Consider the following 14,575-nt stretch of genomic DNA (forward strand, 5'->3'; position numbering starts at 1 on the left):
TTTCGATGCAGACCGACGCAGACCCCACGCCAACGCCCCTCGCCCCCCGCCGCTCGCGCGCGCGCCGGGCAATGCGCGCCCTGGCCTGGACCGTGGCCGGCCTGCTGCTCGCCGTGGTGCTGCTGGTCGCGGGCGCGTGGTGGTGGCTGGGCTCGAACACCTCGCTCGCCTTCGCGATCGCGCAGGCGGCGCAGCGGCTGCCGGTCGGGCAGACGCTCGAAAGCCGCGACGTGAGCGGCTCGCTGCGCACCGGCGGCCACATCGGCTGGCTCAAGTACCAGAGCGAGAGCATCGCCGTCGAAGTGAACGAGGCCACCATCGGCTGGCAGCTCGCGCCGCTGCTGCAACGCAAGGTGCAGCTGGGCGAGGTGCACGCGAAGCAGGTGCTCATCGAAAAGCGCGGCCCGCCCAGCGACAAGCCCACCGAGCCGCTCGAACAGCTCGCGCTGCCGATCGAGGTCGAGCTGCCCTTCCGCATCGACGAAGTGCGCTGGGCCGGCCCGCCCGCGCTGCAGGCGCTCAACCTCTCGGGCAGCTACAGCTACAAGGCCGCCGAGCACGTGCTGGAAGTCAAGGGCGTGGACATCGCCGACGGCCACTACAGCACCCGCGTGAAGCTGCAAGGCCCCGCGCCCATGGCGATTGATGCATCGCTCGACGGCCGCGTGAAGGCGCCGCTGGCCGAGGACCACAACATTGACGTGCTCGCCACCGCCACCGTGAAGGGCACGCTCGCCGGCACCGCCGCGCGGCTGCAGGTAGCGGCCGAGCTGAAGCCGGCCGAAGAAAACGCCGATGCGCCGATGGAAGCCAGCCTGCAGGCACAGATCGCGCCCTGGCTGCCCCAGCCGGTGATCGACGCGAAGGCCGACCTGCGCAACGTCGATGCGTCGAGCCTGTGGCCCGGCGCGCCCCAGACGCAGCTCACCGGCACGGTCGAACTGCAGCCCGACGCCGACACCGGCCCCGCCGCATGGAAGGCCTCGGCCGACATCCGCAATGCCGTGCCCGGCCCGTGGGACAAAGAGAAACTGCCGCTCGAACAGGTGCAGGCCAAGGTCGGCTTCGATGGCACGAGCTGGAGCGTTCCCGAAGCCACCGTGCGCGCGGGCGGCGGACGCATCGACGCGGCCGGCAAGTGGAGCCCCGCGCCGTCGCCGTGGCAGGCGCAGGCCACGGTGCGCGGCGTGCGGCCCGGCGCGCTGTACACCGAACTCTCGGGTGCGCCCGTCAGCGGCCAGATCAAGGCCGAACAGAAGGAAAGCACCGTCACCTTCGACGCTGCGCTGCGCGCAGAGGGCGGCGCCGGCAGCAAGGCCCTGCCCGGCTTCGCGCTCGACCGCGCGCTGGCCCAGGGACAGTGGAAAGACCAGGTGCTCGACCTGCGCACACTGCGCATCGAAGCCCAGCGCGCCAGCGTCGACGGCCGGCTGCAGGTGCGCGTGGCCGAGCAGGCGGCAAGCGGCAAGCTCAACCTCGTGCTGCCGGGCGGCAGCGCGCAGGTCGATGGCCGCATTGCGCCGTCTGCGGGTGGTGGCGACATCAAGGTCAGCATCGACGATGCCGACACCGTGCAGCGCTGGGTGCAAAGCCTGCCGGGACTGTCCGGCGTGTTCGCAAACGCCAGCGCAAAGGGCTCGGCGAAGCTCGACGCCAGCTGGCAAGGCGGCTGGCAGACCATCCAGCGCCGGCTGCAGAACGCCAACGCGCCCGCGCAGCGCGGCGCCGAGCCCAGCCTCAAGGCCGTGCTCGGCGTGCCGCGGCTCGACCTGAGCCTGCCCTCGGCCACACCTGGCGGTACGGCAACCGCCGTGCAACTGCGCGACCTGCGCGCCGATCTCGAAGGCAGCCTCGCGCAGGCCTCGCTCACGCTGAAGGGCGAAGCCGCCACCGGCACGCAGAAGTTCAACATCGACACCCGCGCCAGCGGCGGCATCGCCGGCACGGGCCAATGGCGCGCGGCGCTGGCCAGCCTGAAGCTGCAGGCACAGGACAGCGCCCGCCCCGGCGACCCGTGGGTGCTGGAGCTGAGCCGCGAAGTCACCGCAACCATCCGCACCACCAGCGGCAACGCACCCCGCCTCGACGTCGAAGCATCCGCCGCCGCGGCCACCTTGCGCGGCCCGGTGCCCGGCACCGTGCGCATCGACTGGCAGCCGCTGCGCTTCAGCCAGAGCGGCGCGGCGCCCAACCGCGTGTTCCGCGTGCAGTCGAAGGGCCAGCTGCAGGGCCTGCCGATGGCCTGGGCCGGCGCGTTCGGCGCCAATACCACGCTGGGCGAATACGGCATCAGCGGCGACCTGATGTTCAACGGCGACTGGGACATCGACGCCGGCGACACGCTGCGCGCCAAGGCCCGCATCGGGCGCCAGAGCGGCGACATCCGCGTGCAGGCCGGCGAGGCCGCGCTCGTCACGCGCATCACCAGCACCGGAACGGGCACTGCGAGCGAACGCACGATGAACTCCTCCTCCGGGAACGGCGACGCGCCCAGCACGCCGGCCGGCCTGCGCCAGGCCGAACTGCGGCTCGATGCCGAAGGCGACGCGGTGCACGCCGTTCTCGCGTGGGACAGCGAACGCGCCGGCAAGATCGACGCCGACATCAACACCCGCGTGCAGCAGCGCGCCGGCGGCTGGCAGTGGGCGCCCGACGCACCGCTGGGCGGCACCATCAAGGCCGCGCTGCCGAACCTCGGCGTGTGGTCGATGCTCGCGCCGCCGGGCTGGCGCATTGCCGGCACGCTCGACGCCGGGGCCACGCTGTCGGGCAACCGCGCCGTGCCGCGCTGGAACGGCACGCTGGGCGCCGACAAGCTCGCGCTGCGCGCACCGGTCGAAGGGCTGGACCTGCGCGATGGCCGCCTGCGCGCCACGCTCAGCGGCGAGCGCATCGAGATCACCGAATTCACGCTCAAGGGCGGCACCGGCAGCTCCACGCGCATCGCCGGCCAGAGCGGCAACCGCAGCACCTCGGCCAGCGAGGCCCGCAGCGACGGCGGCACGCTCTCGGCCAACGGCGACCTCAGCTGGGGCCCCGCCAGCGGAACGGCCTCGGGCATCCGCATGGCCCTGCAGGGCCAGTTGCGCGCGTTGCGCGTGCTGGTGCGCACCGACCGGCAGGTCACGCTCTCGGGCGATGTGCAGGCCCGGCTCGACAACGGCCAGTTCAATGTGCGCGGCAAGCTCAAGACCGACCGCGCCGTCATCATCCTGCCCGACGAGACCGCGCCCAGCCTGGGCAGCGACGTCGTCGTGCGCTCCGCCGCCAAGGACCGCGAGGCCACCGAGACGGCGCAGCGCGAATCCGCCCAGGCCGACGCGCAGGCCGCCAAGCCGCAGACCGCCAAGCCGCCGGATATCGTCATCAACTTCGACCTTGGCGACGACTTCGCGGTGCAGGGCCGCGGCATCACCACGCGGCTCGAAGGCGATCTGGAGATCCGCAGCACGAGGCTGAATGCCCCGCCGCGCATCACCGGCGAGGTGAAGACCGTGAAAGGCCAGTACCGCGCCTACGGCCAGCAGCTCGACGTGGAAACCGGTGTGGCGCGCTTCAACGGGCCGTTCGACAACCCGGCGCTGGACGTCCTGGCGATTCGCCCGAACCTGTCGCAGCGCGCGGGCGTGCAGATCACCGGCACCGCGCAATCGCCGCGCGTAAAGCTGTATTCGGAGCCCGCGCTGTCCGATGCCGAAACGCTGTCATGGGTGATCCTGGGCCGCGCTTCGGCCACCAGCGGCGGCGAATCCGCGCTGCTGCAGCAGGCCGCGCTGTCGCTGCTCGGCAAGATCGGCGGCAGTGGCAGCGGCGGCAGCCTGGCCAGCCGTTTCGGGCTGGACGAACTCGGCTTCAAGGGGCCGGGCAGCGGCGGCGACCTGCGCGAGTCGGCGGTCACGCTGGGCAAGCGGCTGTCGAAAGATTTCTACCTCACCTACGAACGCAGCCTGGGCGGCACCTTCGGCACGATCTTCATCTTCTACGACCTGACGACGCGGCTCACGCTGCGCGGGCAGGCGGGGCAGACGAGCGGGCTCGACCTGATCTACACCGTGAAGTACGACTGAGCGCGGGTTGTCCCGCGGTAGCCGGACTTCGGTCTTGACCCGCGTCTTGCGCGCGTGATAAGAACCGTCTTCGCCTTCACCGAGGAGCGACGACGATGAAAAAAGATGGAGACAAGGGCGAGGGCCTTCAGAGCTTTGCGCAAGGCCCTCGGATATACGCCCCACCGGGGCTCTCGCGCATCGCGTTCATGCGCGGCACGCTGCGCGGCGTGATCACGCTGATCGCCGTCATCGCGGCGGTGGCTTCCATACCGTACTGGGACGAGATGCAGTTCCCGGTCACCAGCCTCGTGATCTACGTCGCGGGCATGGTGTTCGTCGCGATGCCGCTGTGCCTCTACTACGAGTCGCTGCTCATGGCGCAGCAGGCAGCAGCGTCGCCCGATGGCCGCGAATCGCTGATGCCACGATAGGCATCAGCAGCGGCGTCTTGCCGGCGTCGAAATCGCGTATCAGCTGGATGCGCATGCTCGGCGCCCAGAACGACTTCAGGTGCCCGGCAATCGCCTGCGTGGCGGCGCCGGCATCGCTCGGCGATTGCGCCTGGAAGAAGGTGCCGATCTGATTGGCCATCTTGACCAGCTGTGCCGAATGATCGTGCTCCATGGGGCCTTCGAAAAATTGATTTGTTTGTTGATGAAGCGTCAGCGCACGCGGTGCGGTTCCGCCGTGCGCAGCCGCTGCGGATGGCTGTAGACGCCCAGGTCCTGCTGCCGCACGAAGCCCACCAGCGTGAGGCCCGCGCGCTGCGCCGTGGCCACCGCGAACGAGGTCGGCGCCGACACCGCGGCGAGCAGCGGCGCGCCGGCCATCGCGGCCTTCTGCACCATCTCGAAACTCGCGCGGCTGGTCACTGCGATGAAGCCGGTGGAAGCATCGACGTCGTTGGCCGCGAGCGCGCCCACCAGCTTGTCGAGCGCGTTGTGGCGGCCCACGTCCTCGCGCAGCCACATCACTTCGCCTTCCGCCGAGCACCAGGCGGCCGCGTGCACGGCACCGGTAGCCTCTTGCAGCGTCTGCTGCGATGGCAGCTGCGACATCGCACGGCCAATGGCCTCGCGGTCGAACTGCGCGGCGCCCTCGCTGCTCAGTACCGGCAGTTCGCGCGAAACCTGCGTCAGGCTTTCGGTGCCGCACAGGCCGCAGCCGGTGCGTCCGGCCATCGAGCGGCGGCGCTGCTTGAGGCGCGCAAAGGCCGCGCTCGACACCTGCAGATGCACCGTGACGCCGAGCGCCGACGGCTCGGCTTCCGCCGAATAAAGCTCGTGCGCCGCTTCGAGGATGCCCTCGCTGAGCGAAAAGCCGAGCGCGAAGTCTTCCAGGTCGAGCGGCGTCGCGAGCATCACCGCGTGCGAGATGCCGTTGTATTCGAGCGCCACGGGCACTTCCTCGGCCACCCAGTCCTGCACGTCGAACGGCCGGCCGCCGCGCACTCCGCGCACGGGCAGCAGCTGCGCGCCTTCGCAGAACTGAACGGCGTCGGTGACCAGGTTCATGCGGCGAGCAGCCTCACTTGGCCGGTACCGTCTCGCCGCTTTGCTGCGCCGATGCGGCGGCAAGCAGGTCCTGCTGCGTCTGGTTGAAGCGGCTGTACTCCTGCTGCCAGGCCGAAGGCTGCATCACCGGCATCACCTGCACGGCTGTGACCTTGTATTCGGGGCAGTTGGTGGCCCAGTCGGAGTTGTCGGTGGTGATGACGTTGGCGCCCGACTCGGGAAAGTGGAAGGTGGTGTACACCACGCCCGGCTGCATGCGCTCGGACACCGTGGCGCGCAGCACCGTCTCGCCCGCGCGGCTCTGGATGCCCACCCAGTCGCCGTCGCTCACGCCGCGTTCCTCGGCATCGTGCGGATGGATCTCCAGCCGGTCTTCGCTGTGCCACTGGTTGTTGTCGGTGCGGCGCGTCTGCGCGCCCACGTTGTACTGCGAGAGGATGCGCCCGGTGGTCAGCAGCAGCGGGAACTTGCGCGTGACCTTCTCATCCGTCGCCACGTACTGCGTGACGATGAACTTGCCCTTGCCGCGCACGAAGTGGTCGATGTGCATCGTGGGCGTGCCGTCGGGCGCCTCGTCGTTGCAGGGCCACTGGATGCTGCCGAGCTCGTCGATGCGCTTGTAGCTCACGCCGTGGAAGGTCGGCGTCAGCGCGGCGATCTCGTCCATGATCTCTTCGGGGCTCTTGTAGTCCATCGGATAGCCGAGGGCCTGCGCGAGCTTCACGGTCACTTCCCAGTCGGCATAGCCGGCCTTGGGCGGCATCACCTTGCGAACGCGCGAGATGCGGCGCTCGGCATTGGTGAAGGTGCCGTCCTTCTCGAGGAACGAGGAGCCCGGCAGGAACACGTGCGCGTACTTGGCGGTTTCGTTGAGGAACATGTCCTGCACCACCACGCACTCCATGCCCATCATCGCGGCCGCCACGTGCTGCGTGTTCGGGTCGGACTGCACGATGTCCTCGCCTTCGCAGTACAGGCCCTTGAAGCTGCCGCCGATGGCGGCGTCGAACATGTTGGGAATGCGCAGGCCCGGCTCGGGGTTGATCTGCACGCCCCAGGCGGCCTCGAACGAGGCGCGCGTGGTGCTGTCCGACACATGGCGGTAGCCCGGCAGTTCGTGCGGGAACGAGCCCATGTCGCAGGCACCCTGCACGTTGTTCTGGCCGCGCAGCGGGTTGACGCCCACGCCTTCGCGTCCGACGTTGCCGGTGACCATCGCGAGGTTGGCGATGCCCATCACCGTCGTCGAGCCCTGGCTGTGTTCGGTCACGCCCAGGCCGTAGTAGATGGCGCCGTTGCCGGCCGTGGCGAACAGACGCGCAGCGGCGCGCAGCTCGGCCGCCGGCACGCCGGTCGCCTTTTCGGTGGCTTCGGGCGATTGCTCGGGCTGCTCGACGTACGACTTCCACTCCTTGAACGAAGCCGTATCGCAGCGCTCGGCCACGAAGTCGTCGGCCATAAGCCCTTCGGTGACGATGACGTGCGCCAGCGCCGTCACCACGGCCACGTTGGTGCCGGGCTTGAGCTGCAGGTGGTGCGAAGCCTTGACGTGCGGCGACTTCACGATGTCGATGCGACGCGGATCAACCACGATCAGCTTCGCGCCCTGGCGCAGCCGCTTCTTCATGCGCGAGGCGAACACCGGATGGCCATCGGTCGGGTTGGCGCCGATCACCATGATGACGTCGGCCTTGTCGACCGAGGCAAAGGTCTGCGTACCCGCCGATTCGCCCAGCGTCTGCTTCAGGCCGTAGCCCGTGGGCGAGTGGCACACGCGTGCACAGGTGTCGACGTTGTTGTTGCCGAAGGCGGCACGCACCAGCTTCTGGACCAGGTAGGTTTCCTCGTTGGTGCAGCGCGACGAGGTGATGCCGCCGATCGAGTCCTTGCCGTACTTGGCCTGCAGGCGCTTGAACTCGCCCGCGGCGTAGTTGAGCGCGGTGTCCCAGCTCACTTCCTGCCACGGGTCGGTGATGTTCTTGCGGATCATCGGCTTGAGCATGCGGTCCTGGTGCGTCGCATAGCCCCAGGCGAAGCGGCCCTTGACGCAGGAGTGGCCCTCGTTGGCCTTGCCGTCTTTCCACGGCACCATGCGCACGACCTCATTGCCCTTCATCTCGGCCTTGAAGGCGCAGCCCACGCCGCAGTAGGCGCAGGTGGTGATCACGCTGTGCTCGGGCTGGCCGAGCCAGATCACCGACTTTTCCTGCAGGGTGGCGGTGGGGCAGGCTTCGACGCAGGCACCGCAGCTCACGCACTCCGAATCCATGAAGGCCTCGTCCTGGCCCGGCGACACGCGCGACTCGAAGCCGCGGCCGCTGATGGTCAGCGCGAAGGTGCCCTGCGTTTCCTCGCAAGCACGCACGCAGCGATTGCACACGATGCACTTCGACGGGTCGTAGCTGAAGTACGGGTTCGACTCGTCCTTCTCGCTCTTCAGGTGGTTGGCGCCGTCGAAGCCGTAGCGCACGTTGCGCAGGCCTGTGACGCCCGCCATGTCCTGCAGCTCGCAATTGCCGTTGGCCGAGCAGGTGAGGCAGTCCAGCGGATGGTCGGAGATGTAGAGCTCCATCACCCCCTTGCGCAGGTCCTGCAGCTTGGGCGTCTGGGTGCGCACCTTCATGCCGGCTTCGGCGGGCGTGGTGCAAGAGGCTGGAAAGCCCTTGCGGCCCTCGATCTCGACCAGGCACAGCCGGCAGGAGCCGAAGGGCTCCAGGCTGTCGGTGGCGCAGAGCTTGGGCACCTGGATGCCCGCATCCACCGCCGCGCGCATCAGCGAAGTGCCCGCGGGCACCGTCACTTCGTTGCCGTCGATCTCCAGCGTCACCTCGCGCGTGGATTCGCGCTTGGGGGTGCCGTAATCGGTTTCCTTGAGATGGTCCAACATGTCTTTCTTACTCCTGCTGCTGCGCCGCAACCGCCTAGGCAGCTTCGCGATCGGGAACCACGAGACCGAAGTCCTGCGGGAAGTGGTCGAGTGCCGAGAGCACCGGAAACGGCGTCATGCCGCCCATGGCGCACAGCGAGCCGTGGACCATCGTGTTGCACAGGTCGCGCAGCAAGATCACCTGCTGCGGACGGTTCTGGTTGTTGCGGATCTTGTCGATGACCTCGACGCCGCGCGTCGATCCGATGCGGCATGGTGTGCACTTGCCGCACGACTCGAGCGCGCAGAACTCCATGGCATAGCGCGCGAGCTTCGACAGGTCGGCCGTGTCGTCGTGCACCACGATGCCGCCATGGCCCACCGTGCCGCCGACGGCCGCGTAGGCCTCGTAGTCGAGCGGCAGGTCCCATTGCGATTCGGGCAGGTAGGCACCCAGCGGCCCGCCCACCTGCACCGCCTTGATCGGCCGGCCCGAGGCGGAGCCGCCGCCGTAGTCGTACAGCAGCTCGCGCAGCGTGACGCCGAAGGCCTTCTCCACCAGGCCGCCGTACTTGATGTTGCCGGCCAGCTGCATCGGCAGCGTGCCGCGCGAACGGCCCACGCCGTAGTCGCGGTAGAAGGCCGCGCCGCGCGCCAGGATCAGCGGCACGCTTGCCAGCGTGATGACGTTGTTGATCAGCGTGGGCTGCCCGAACAGCCCCTCGATGGCCGGCAGCGGCGGCTTGGCGCGCACGATGCCGCGCTTGCCTTCGAGGCTTTCGAGCAGCGCCGTTTCCTCGCCGCACACGTACGAGCCCGCGCCCTTGCGCACCGCGAGCGAGAAGCGCTTGCCCGAACGCAGGATGTTGTCGCCGAGAAAGCCCGCCGCTTCGGCAATGCGGATGGCCTCGTTCAGCGTCGCTATCGCGTGCGGGTATTCAGAGCGCACGTAGATGTAGCCCTGCGTCGCGCCGGTGGCAAGGCCGGCGATGGTCATGCCCTCGATCAGCATGAAGGGGTCGCCCTCCATCGTCATGCGGTCGGAGTAGGTGCCCGAGTCGCCCTCGTCGGCATTGCAGACGATGTACTTCTGCGCCGCCGCCGTGCCCAGCACCGTCTTCCACTTGATGCCGGCCGGAAAGGCCGCGCCGCCGCGACCGCGCAGGCCCGAGTCGAGCACCTGCTGCACGATTTCCTCGGGTGCGAGGGCCAGCGCGCGGCGCAGGCCAGCGAAGCCTTCGTAGGCCTGGTAGTCGGTCAGCGACACCGGGTCGGTGATGCCCATGCGCGCGAAGGTCAGGCGCTCCTGCTTCTTCAGGTAGGGAATGTCTTCGGTCAGGCCTAGAGCCAGCAGGTGCTTGCCGCCGGTGAGGAAGCCGGCATCGAACAGGCCGGCCACGTCGTCGGGCGTCACCGGTCCGTAAGCGATGCGGCCGCTCGGTGTGTTCACTTCGACCAGCGGTTCGAGCCAGAACATGCCGCGCGAACCGTTGCGCACGAGTTCGAGCATGAGGCCGCGCGCCGCAGCTTCCTTCGCGATGCATCGGGCCACGCGATCCGCGCCTGCCGCGAGCGCGGCCGAATCTCGCGGCACGTAGACGGTGATGGTGCTCATGCTCGGCCTCCGCTGGTCTGCGCGACCAATGCATCGAAGCTCTTGGCCGTCATGCGCGCATGCGGCTGGTCGTCGAGCGTCATCGCGGGCGACGAGGCGCACAGGCCGAGGCAGAACGCGGGCTCCAGCGTGAAGGCGCCATCCTTCGAGGTGCCGTGCGCATTGCATCCCAGGCGCAGCTCGGCGTGGGCAAGCAAGGCGTCGGCGCCCATGGCCTGGCAGGCCTCGGCGCGGCAGATCTGGATCACGTGCCGGCCAGCCGGCTCGGCACGGAAGTGGTGGTAGTAGGTGACGACACCGTGCACCTCCGCACGCGAGAGGTTCAGCGCGTCGGCAATCACCGGCACCGTGTGCGCGGGGATGTAGCCCAGCGCGTCCTGCACGTCGTGCAGGATCGGCAGCAGCGCGCCTGGTTCGTCCGCATGCTGCAGCAGGCTGCGATGCACGGCGACGAGTTCGTCTTCCTTGTCGGTGGGGCCGGAGGCCGGATGCGGTACCTCGTGCCCCTGCTGCGCTTGTTGTAGTTTCATGATCCCGTCCGATCTGGTCCGTTTCCGGCGCCGCTGCTGCATTGCTGTCTGCTTGCAAGCGGAGCTGTTTTCATCGTGGTTCTGTCGCGGGACCAACGTCATGAAATTCGACGTGAATCCCGCGGCCATCCGCTTGAGGATCAATGTCGATGAATCGGGCGCCGGGGGCCTTGACGCAAGTCAATTTCCGCCGAAACAAGCACGGTGCCAATGCGCACAAACCCTGCGGGCGGGCAGGGTTTCGGGAGGGCGCGGAAAGGCCCTAGCGAGCGAAGGGACCGGCGCTGCCGCGCACCCTGAGCAGAAGCGCCTCGGCCTCGGCGTCGTCGACCTCGCCCGTGACCTTCGCGGGCCTGCCCGCGATGCGCGAGCGGTCGGGAAAGACCTTGCCTTCGGTCAGCAGCGAGCCGGATTCGACGATGCACGCACGGCCAACCACCGAGCCGTTGAGCGCGATGGTGTGCTCGCCGACCACGGCACCGTCGCCGACGGTGCAGCCATGGAGCATCACGTGCGGCTCCACCGTCACGTCGTCGCCGATGGTCAGTGGATAGCCCGGGTCGGCATGCAGCATCACGCCCGCCTGCACATGGCTGCCGCGGCCGATGGTGATGGGCTCGTTGTCGCCGCGCAGCACCGCATTCGCGCCGACGCGGCTGCCGGCTGCGAGCACGACCTGTCCGATCACGCTGGCGCTCTCGGCCACGCGGGCGCTGGCGTCGATGACCGGTTCATGCGCGTCAAGTCGGTAGATGGTCACTGCGGGCTCCTGTGCATCGGCGAAAAGCCCTGCCATCTTCATGGCAGGGCTGCGTGGGCGGAAGAAAGCCGGATGGTACCGGCTGACGGAAAGCCGATGGTGGTCTATTTATTCGACGACGCGGCTCGCCTCGATGTGCTTGCGGCGCATCGGCCGCAACACGAACCACGCCATCAGCGCCGCGAGCGCATTGACCGCGCTGGCCACGATGAAGACCGCCTGCCAGCTGCCGGTGGCGGCCGCGAGCACGCTCGACAGCGGCACCAGCAGCGAGGCCGTGCCCTTCGCGGTGTAGAGCATGCCTGCGTTCGACGCCGCGTACTTCGATCCGAAGGTGTCGGCGCAGGTCGACGGGAACAGGCTGTAGATCTCGCCCCAGGCGAAGAACACGATGCCGGTCAGGATCACGAAGAGGATCGGGTTCTGGCCGTAGTGATAGAGCATCAGGATGCCGACCGACTCCATCGCGAAGGCGATGAACATGGTCTGCTCGCGGCCGATCTTGTCGGACACCCAGCCGAAGAAGGGCCGCGTGAGGCCGTTGAGCACGCGGTCGATGGCGAGCGCGAAGGTCAGCGCGGGCAGCACCAGGCCCATGATGTTGACCGGCACGTCCATGATCTTGAAGTCCTTGGCGATGGGCGCAAGCTGCGCCGTGGCCATCAGGCCGCCGGCGGCCACCATCACGAACATCGCGTACATCACCCAGAACACGGGCGAGCGCAGCACCTCGGACGGCGCGTAATCGCGGCCAGCCTGCTGCACGTTGCGGCTGTTCGACGCCTTGGAGTGGCTTGGCGCGCGGGTCAGCATCCATGCGAGCAGGAACACGATGAGTCCCTGCCCGATCCCAAAATACAGAAACGCAGATTCGTAGCCGCTCGACTTGATCATCGCGGAGATCGGAATGATCGTGAGGGCCGAGCCAGCACCGAAGCCCGCTGCGGTCATGCCCGCGGCAAGCCCCCGGCGATCGGGGAACCACTTGAGCGCATTGCCCACGCAGGTGCCGTAGACAGCACCGGCGCCAATGCCGCCAACGGCCGCCGCGATGTACAGCAGCGGCAGCGAGTCGGCCACCGAGTTGAGCACCCAGCCCAGGCCGCACAGCACGCCGCCCACCAGCACCACGGGACGCGGGCCGAAGCGGTCGACCAGGTAGCCTTCGATGGGCACGAGCCATGTCTCGGTGAGCACGAAGATGGTGAACGCGACCTGGATCGCGGCGCGGCTCCAGCCGTGCTTGTCTGCGATCGGATTGACGAAGAGCGTCCATCCGTACTGCAGGTTGGCGATCATCGCCATGCAGACGATACCGATCAGCAACTGCCCCCATCGGTAAGCCTCGGATCGCGTCGCGGTCGCGCCATAGGTTTCGGACGGGGAATACATCGCGGGGTTGGAACCCGCGGTCGTGGAGGTGGGCCGAGTCATGGAGTTGTCCTTGGTGTTTTCGTTTAAATCCGACAGGCTGCGAATACAGAGCAATCAGTCGAGCGATCGATGCGCATCGAAAGGCGACAAGGTTTCCTTGGCATCGCTACACGGCATTGGGATCACCAGTTTTCTGCGCGTGAATGACTGTCGGACTGAGCGACTCAAAAACTCTTGACCTCAGTCAAGTTCACACGAATCGCGCCCTCGTGGGACCCCCGTGATATCCCTAGCACGAGGCCTCGTTGCACGCGCGCTTTGCGCGTGTCGATGCCGCTCGAAACACACCGCGATGCGTGCGTGCATCGCGCTGCATGCGATGTGCATCGCGCGATGCGACGGCATTGCAGCGACATTGCGGCGGCATGGTGCGATGAAGAAAAAATCGCGGAAGTCTTCGCGCGAACTTTCGATGGCCAGTGCGATGGGCTTCGTGAATTTGCGATGCGCGTTGCGCGCTCGCTCATGTGCTCCGGAAGCGCTCCTGCAGACGGGTTGCAGGCCTACGCAAGAACCTGTCTGCCTCCGAAAAAATTGACCTAGGTCAAGAAACGCGAAAATGGCGTTTGCTCTCGTCTAGGGTAAACCCTAAAATTCAGGGTAATCCCTTCGGTCTTTTAGATTCAATCCTTTGGAGCCCTCAATGAGCCACACCACACTGAATTCCAGCAGCCTCCGTACCCCGGCCTCGTCGTCCACCGCCAACGACGCAATGCGCGAACTGTTCGCCGCAATGCCCATCGTGATCTTCTACAAGGCCGCACGTGCCGCGCTGATGCAACGCCGCAGGGCGGCCGTGCAGCGTTGAGCCGCCGCACCGGACCCCTCCCCCCACAAAGGGCGCGCGCGAGTTACTCGCCGCGCTCTTTTTCTTTGTGGTTCCCGAACGGCACGATCTGCGATATCAGCGACGGCCCGTCGCTCAGCAGAAAGTCCTTGAAGGCCTGCGCCACCGGCGGCAGGCGCTTGCTTCGGCGGTGCACCACGTACCAGTTGAGCATCAGCGGAAAGCCTTCGACGTCGAGCACGCAGAGACTGCCCGCGCGCATCTCCTGGCTCACCGTGTGGGCCGACACGAAGCTCACGCCCATGCCCGCGATCACCGCCTGCTTGATGGTTTCGGTGCTGCGGATCTCCATTGCGATGTTGATGCCGCTCAGATCGCCGCCAAAGCCGTCTTCCATCGAATGCCAGGTGTCCGATGCTTTCTCGCGCACCACGAAGGGCTCGCGCATCAGCCGTGCCATCAGGATCTTCTTCACACCCACCAGCGGATGGCTCGGTGCCGCGACGATCACGTAAGGGTGCGGCGCGAAGGGCTGGTTGACGGTGTCCAGGTCGGTCGGCGGCCGCACCATGATCGCGAGGTCCGTGAGGTTCTCGGCGATGTGGGTCAGCAGCCCTGCCCGGTTGTGCACCGTGAAGTTCAACGTCACGCCCTGGTGCCGGCTCGCGAACTCGACCAGCAGGCGTGGAAAGAAGTAGTCGCCCGCGCTGATCACGCCCACGTTGAGCTTGCCGCCCGAGACGCCCTTGAACTGCATCATCGCGTTCTCGGCCGCTTCGAACTGCTGGATGATCGCGCGGCTGATCTGCAGCAGCTCGGTGCCCGCGGGCGTGAGGTAGATCTTCTTGCCGAACTGCTCGAACAACGCATTGCCCGCGTGCTCCTCGAGCTTGCGCACCTGCGTGGAGACGGCGGGCTGCGTGAGGTGAAGCTCCTCGGCCGCGCGCGAAAAACTCAGCAGCCGCGCCACTGCCTCGAAGACTTTCAACTGGCGCAGGGTCGCATGCTTCATCGGGAAAG

General features: G+C 67.6%; 11 protein-coding genes. 3 read left to right on the forward strand and 8 right to left on the reverse strand.

The genetic code is table 11. The features are described 5' to 3' along the window. Positions 1 to 5 precede the first annotated feature (5 nt). On the forward strand, positions 6 to 4,067 hold the full coding sequence (locus tag BMW87_RS25885) for a translocation/assembly module TamB domain-containing protein (protein ID WP_093079740.1): 4,062 nt from the start codon (positions 6 to 8) through the stop codon (positions 4,065 to 4,067). A gap of 95 nt (positions 4,068 to 4,162) precedes the next feature. After that, positions 4,163 to 4,480, forward strand: a complete 318-nt coding sequence (locus BMW87_RS25890; RefSeq protein WP_093079742.1) for a hypothetical protein — start codon at positions 4,163 to 4,165, stop codon at positions 4,478 to 4,480. Here the strand turns inward: BMW87_RS25890 and BMW87_RS25895 are convergent. The 7 genes from BMW87_RS25895 to oxlT all read right to left on the reverse strand — a co-directional run bounded on the left by BMW87_RS25895 (position 4,422) and on the right by oxlT (position 12,726). After that, on the reverse strand, positions 4,422 to 4,673 hold the full coding sequence (locus BMW87_RS25895; RefSeq protein WP_093057526.1) for a formate dehydrogenase subunit delta: 252 nt from the start codon (positions 4,671 to 4,673) through the stop codon (positions 4,422 to 4,424). The genes BMW87_RS25890 and BMW87_RS25895 overlap by 59 nt on opposite strands. 38 nt (positions 4,674 to 4,711) lie before the next feature. Continuing rightward, positions 4,712 to 5,563: a formate dehydrogenase accessory sulfurtransferase FdhD gene (fdhD, locus tag BMW87_RS25900; RefSeq protein WP_093079745.1), complete on the reverse strand. Its 852-nt coding sequence runs from the start codon at positions 5,561 to 5,563 to the stop codon at positions 4,712 to 4,714. Between the two features lie 13 nt (positions 5,564 to 5,576). After that, complete coding sequence (gene fdhF, locus BMW87_RS25905; protein ID WP_093079747.1) at positions 5,577 to 8,450, reverse strand: formate dehydrogenase subunit alpha; 2,874 nt, start codon at positions 8,448 to 8,450, stop codon at positions 5,577 to 5,579. A gap of 34 nt (positions 8,451 to 8,484) precedes the next feature. Then, positions 8,485 to 10,044 (reverse strand): formate dehydrogenase beta subunit, encoded by a 1,560-nt coding sequence (locus BMW87_RS25910; protein WP_093079750.1) that lies wholly within the window; start codon positions 10,042 to 10,044, stop codon positions 8,485 to 8,487. Beyond that, positions 10,041 to 10,574, reverse strand: a complete 534-nt coding sequence (locus BMW87_RS25915) for a formate dehydrogenase subunit gamma (protein WP_218132242.1) — start codon at positions 10,572 to 10,574, stop codon at positions 10,041 to 10,043. The genes BMW87_RS25910 and BMW87_RS25915 overlap by 4 nt, the downstream gene beginning before the upstream one ends. A 262-nt stretch (positions 10,575 to 10,836) precedes the next feature. After that, positions 10,837 to 11,376 (reverse strand): gamma carbonic anhydrase family protein, encoded by a 540-nt coding sequence (locus BMW87_RS25920; RefSeq protein ID WP_256216915.1) that lies wholly within the window; start codon positions 11,374 to 11,376, stop codon positions 10,837 to 10,839. A 66-nt stretch (positions 11,377 to 11,442) separates the two neighbouring features. Further along, on the reverse strand, positions 11,443 to 12,726 hold the full coding sequence (oxlT, locus tag BMW87_RS25925) for an oxalate/formate MFS antiporter (RefSeq protein WP_371258857.1): 1,284 nt from the start codon (positions 12,724 to 12,726) through the stop codon (positions 11,443 to 11,445). Between the two features lie 685 nt (positions 12,727 to 13,411). Here oxlT and BMW87_RS35190 point away from each other — a divergent pair. Further along, positions 13,412 to 13,576, forward strand: coding sequence for a hypothetical protein (locus tag BMW87_RS35190; protein ID WP_176928890.1), 165 nt, complete (start codon positions 13,412 to 13,414; stop codon positions 13,574 to 13,576). Positions 13,577 to 13,619: 43 nt separating this feature from the next. Here BMW87_RS35190 and BMW87_RS25930 read toward each other — a convergent pair whose 3' ends face one another. Continuing rightward, positions 13,620 to 14,567, reverse strand: a complete 948-nt coding sequence (locus BMW87_RS25930; protein WP_093079755.1) for a LysR family transcriptional regulator — start codon at positions 14,565 to 14,567, stop codon at positions 13,620 to 13,622. Positions 14,568 to 14,575 lie beyond the last annotated feature (8 nt).

The sequence above is a fragment of the Variovorax sp. OV084 genome (assembly GCF_900111625.1).
Classification (GTDB): domain Bacteria; phylum Pseudomonadota; class Gammaproteobacteria; order Burkholderiales; family Burkholderiaceae_C; genus Variovorax.

Excerpts from the sequence above, each read along its gene's own strand:
- BMW87_RS25885 (WP_093079740.1), top strand. The coding sequence starts at position 6 with ATGCAGACCGACGCAGACCCCACGCCAACGCCCCTCGCCCCCCGCCGC.
- BMW87_RS25890 (WP_093079742.1), top strand. The coding sequence starts at position 4,163 with ATGAAAAAAGATGGAGACAAGGGCGAGGGCCTTCAGAGCTTTGCGCAA.
- BMW87_RS25895 (WP_093057526.1), bottom strand. The coding sequence starts at position 4,673 with ATGGAGCACGATCATTCGGCACAGCTGGTCAAGATGGCCAATCAGATC.
- fdhD (WP_093079745.1), bottom strand. The coding sequence starts at position 5,563 with ATGAACCTGGTCACCGACGCCGTTCAGTTCTGCGAAGGCGCGCAGCTG.
- fdhF (WP_093079747.1), bottom strand. The coding sequence starts at position 8,450 with ATGTTGGACCATCTCAAGGAAACCGATTACGGCACCCCCAAGCGCGAA.
- BMW87_RS25910 (WP_093079750.1), bottom strand. The coding sequence starts at position 10,044 with ATGAGCACCATCACCGTCTACGTGCCGCGAGATTCGGCCGCGCTCGCG.
- BMW87_RS25915 (WP_218132242.1), bottom strand. The coding sequence starts at position 10,574 with ATGAAACTACAACAAGCGCAGCAGGGGCACGAGGTACCGCATCCGGCC.
- BMW87_RS25920 (WP_256216915.1), bottom strand. The coding sequence starts at position 11,376 with ATGAAGATGGCAGGGCTTTTCGCCGATGCACAGGAGCCCGCAGTGACC.
- oxlT (WP_371258857.1), bottom strand. The coding sequence starts at position 12,726 with ATGTATTCCCCGTCCGAAACCTATGGCGCGACCGCGACGCGATCCGAG.
- BMW87_RS35190 (WP_176928890.1), top strand. The coding sequence starts at position 13,412 with ATGAGCCACACCACACTGAATTCCAGCAGCCTCCGTACCCCGGCCTCG.
- BMW87_RS25930 (WP_093079755.1), bottom strand. The coding sequence starts at position 14,567 with ATGAAGCATGCGACCCTGCGCCAGTTGAAAGTCTTCGAGGCAGTGGCG.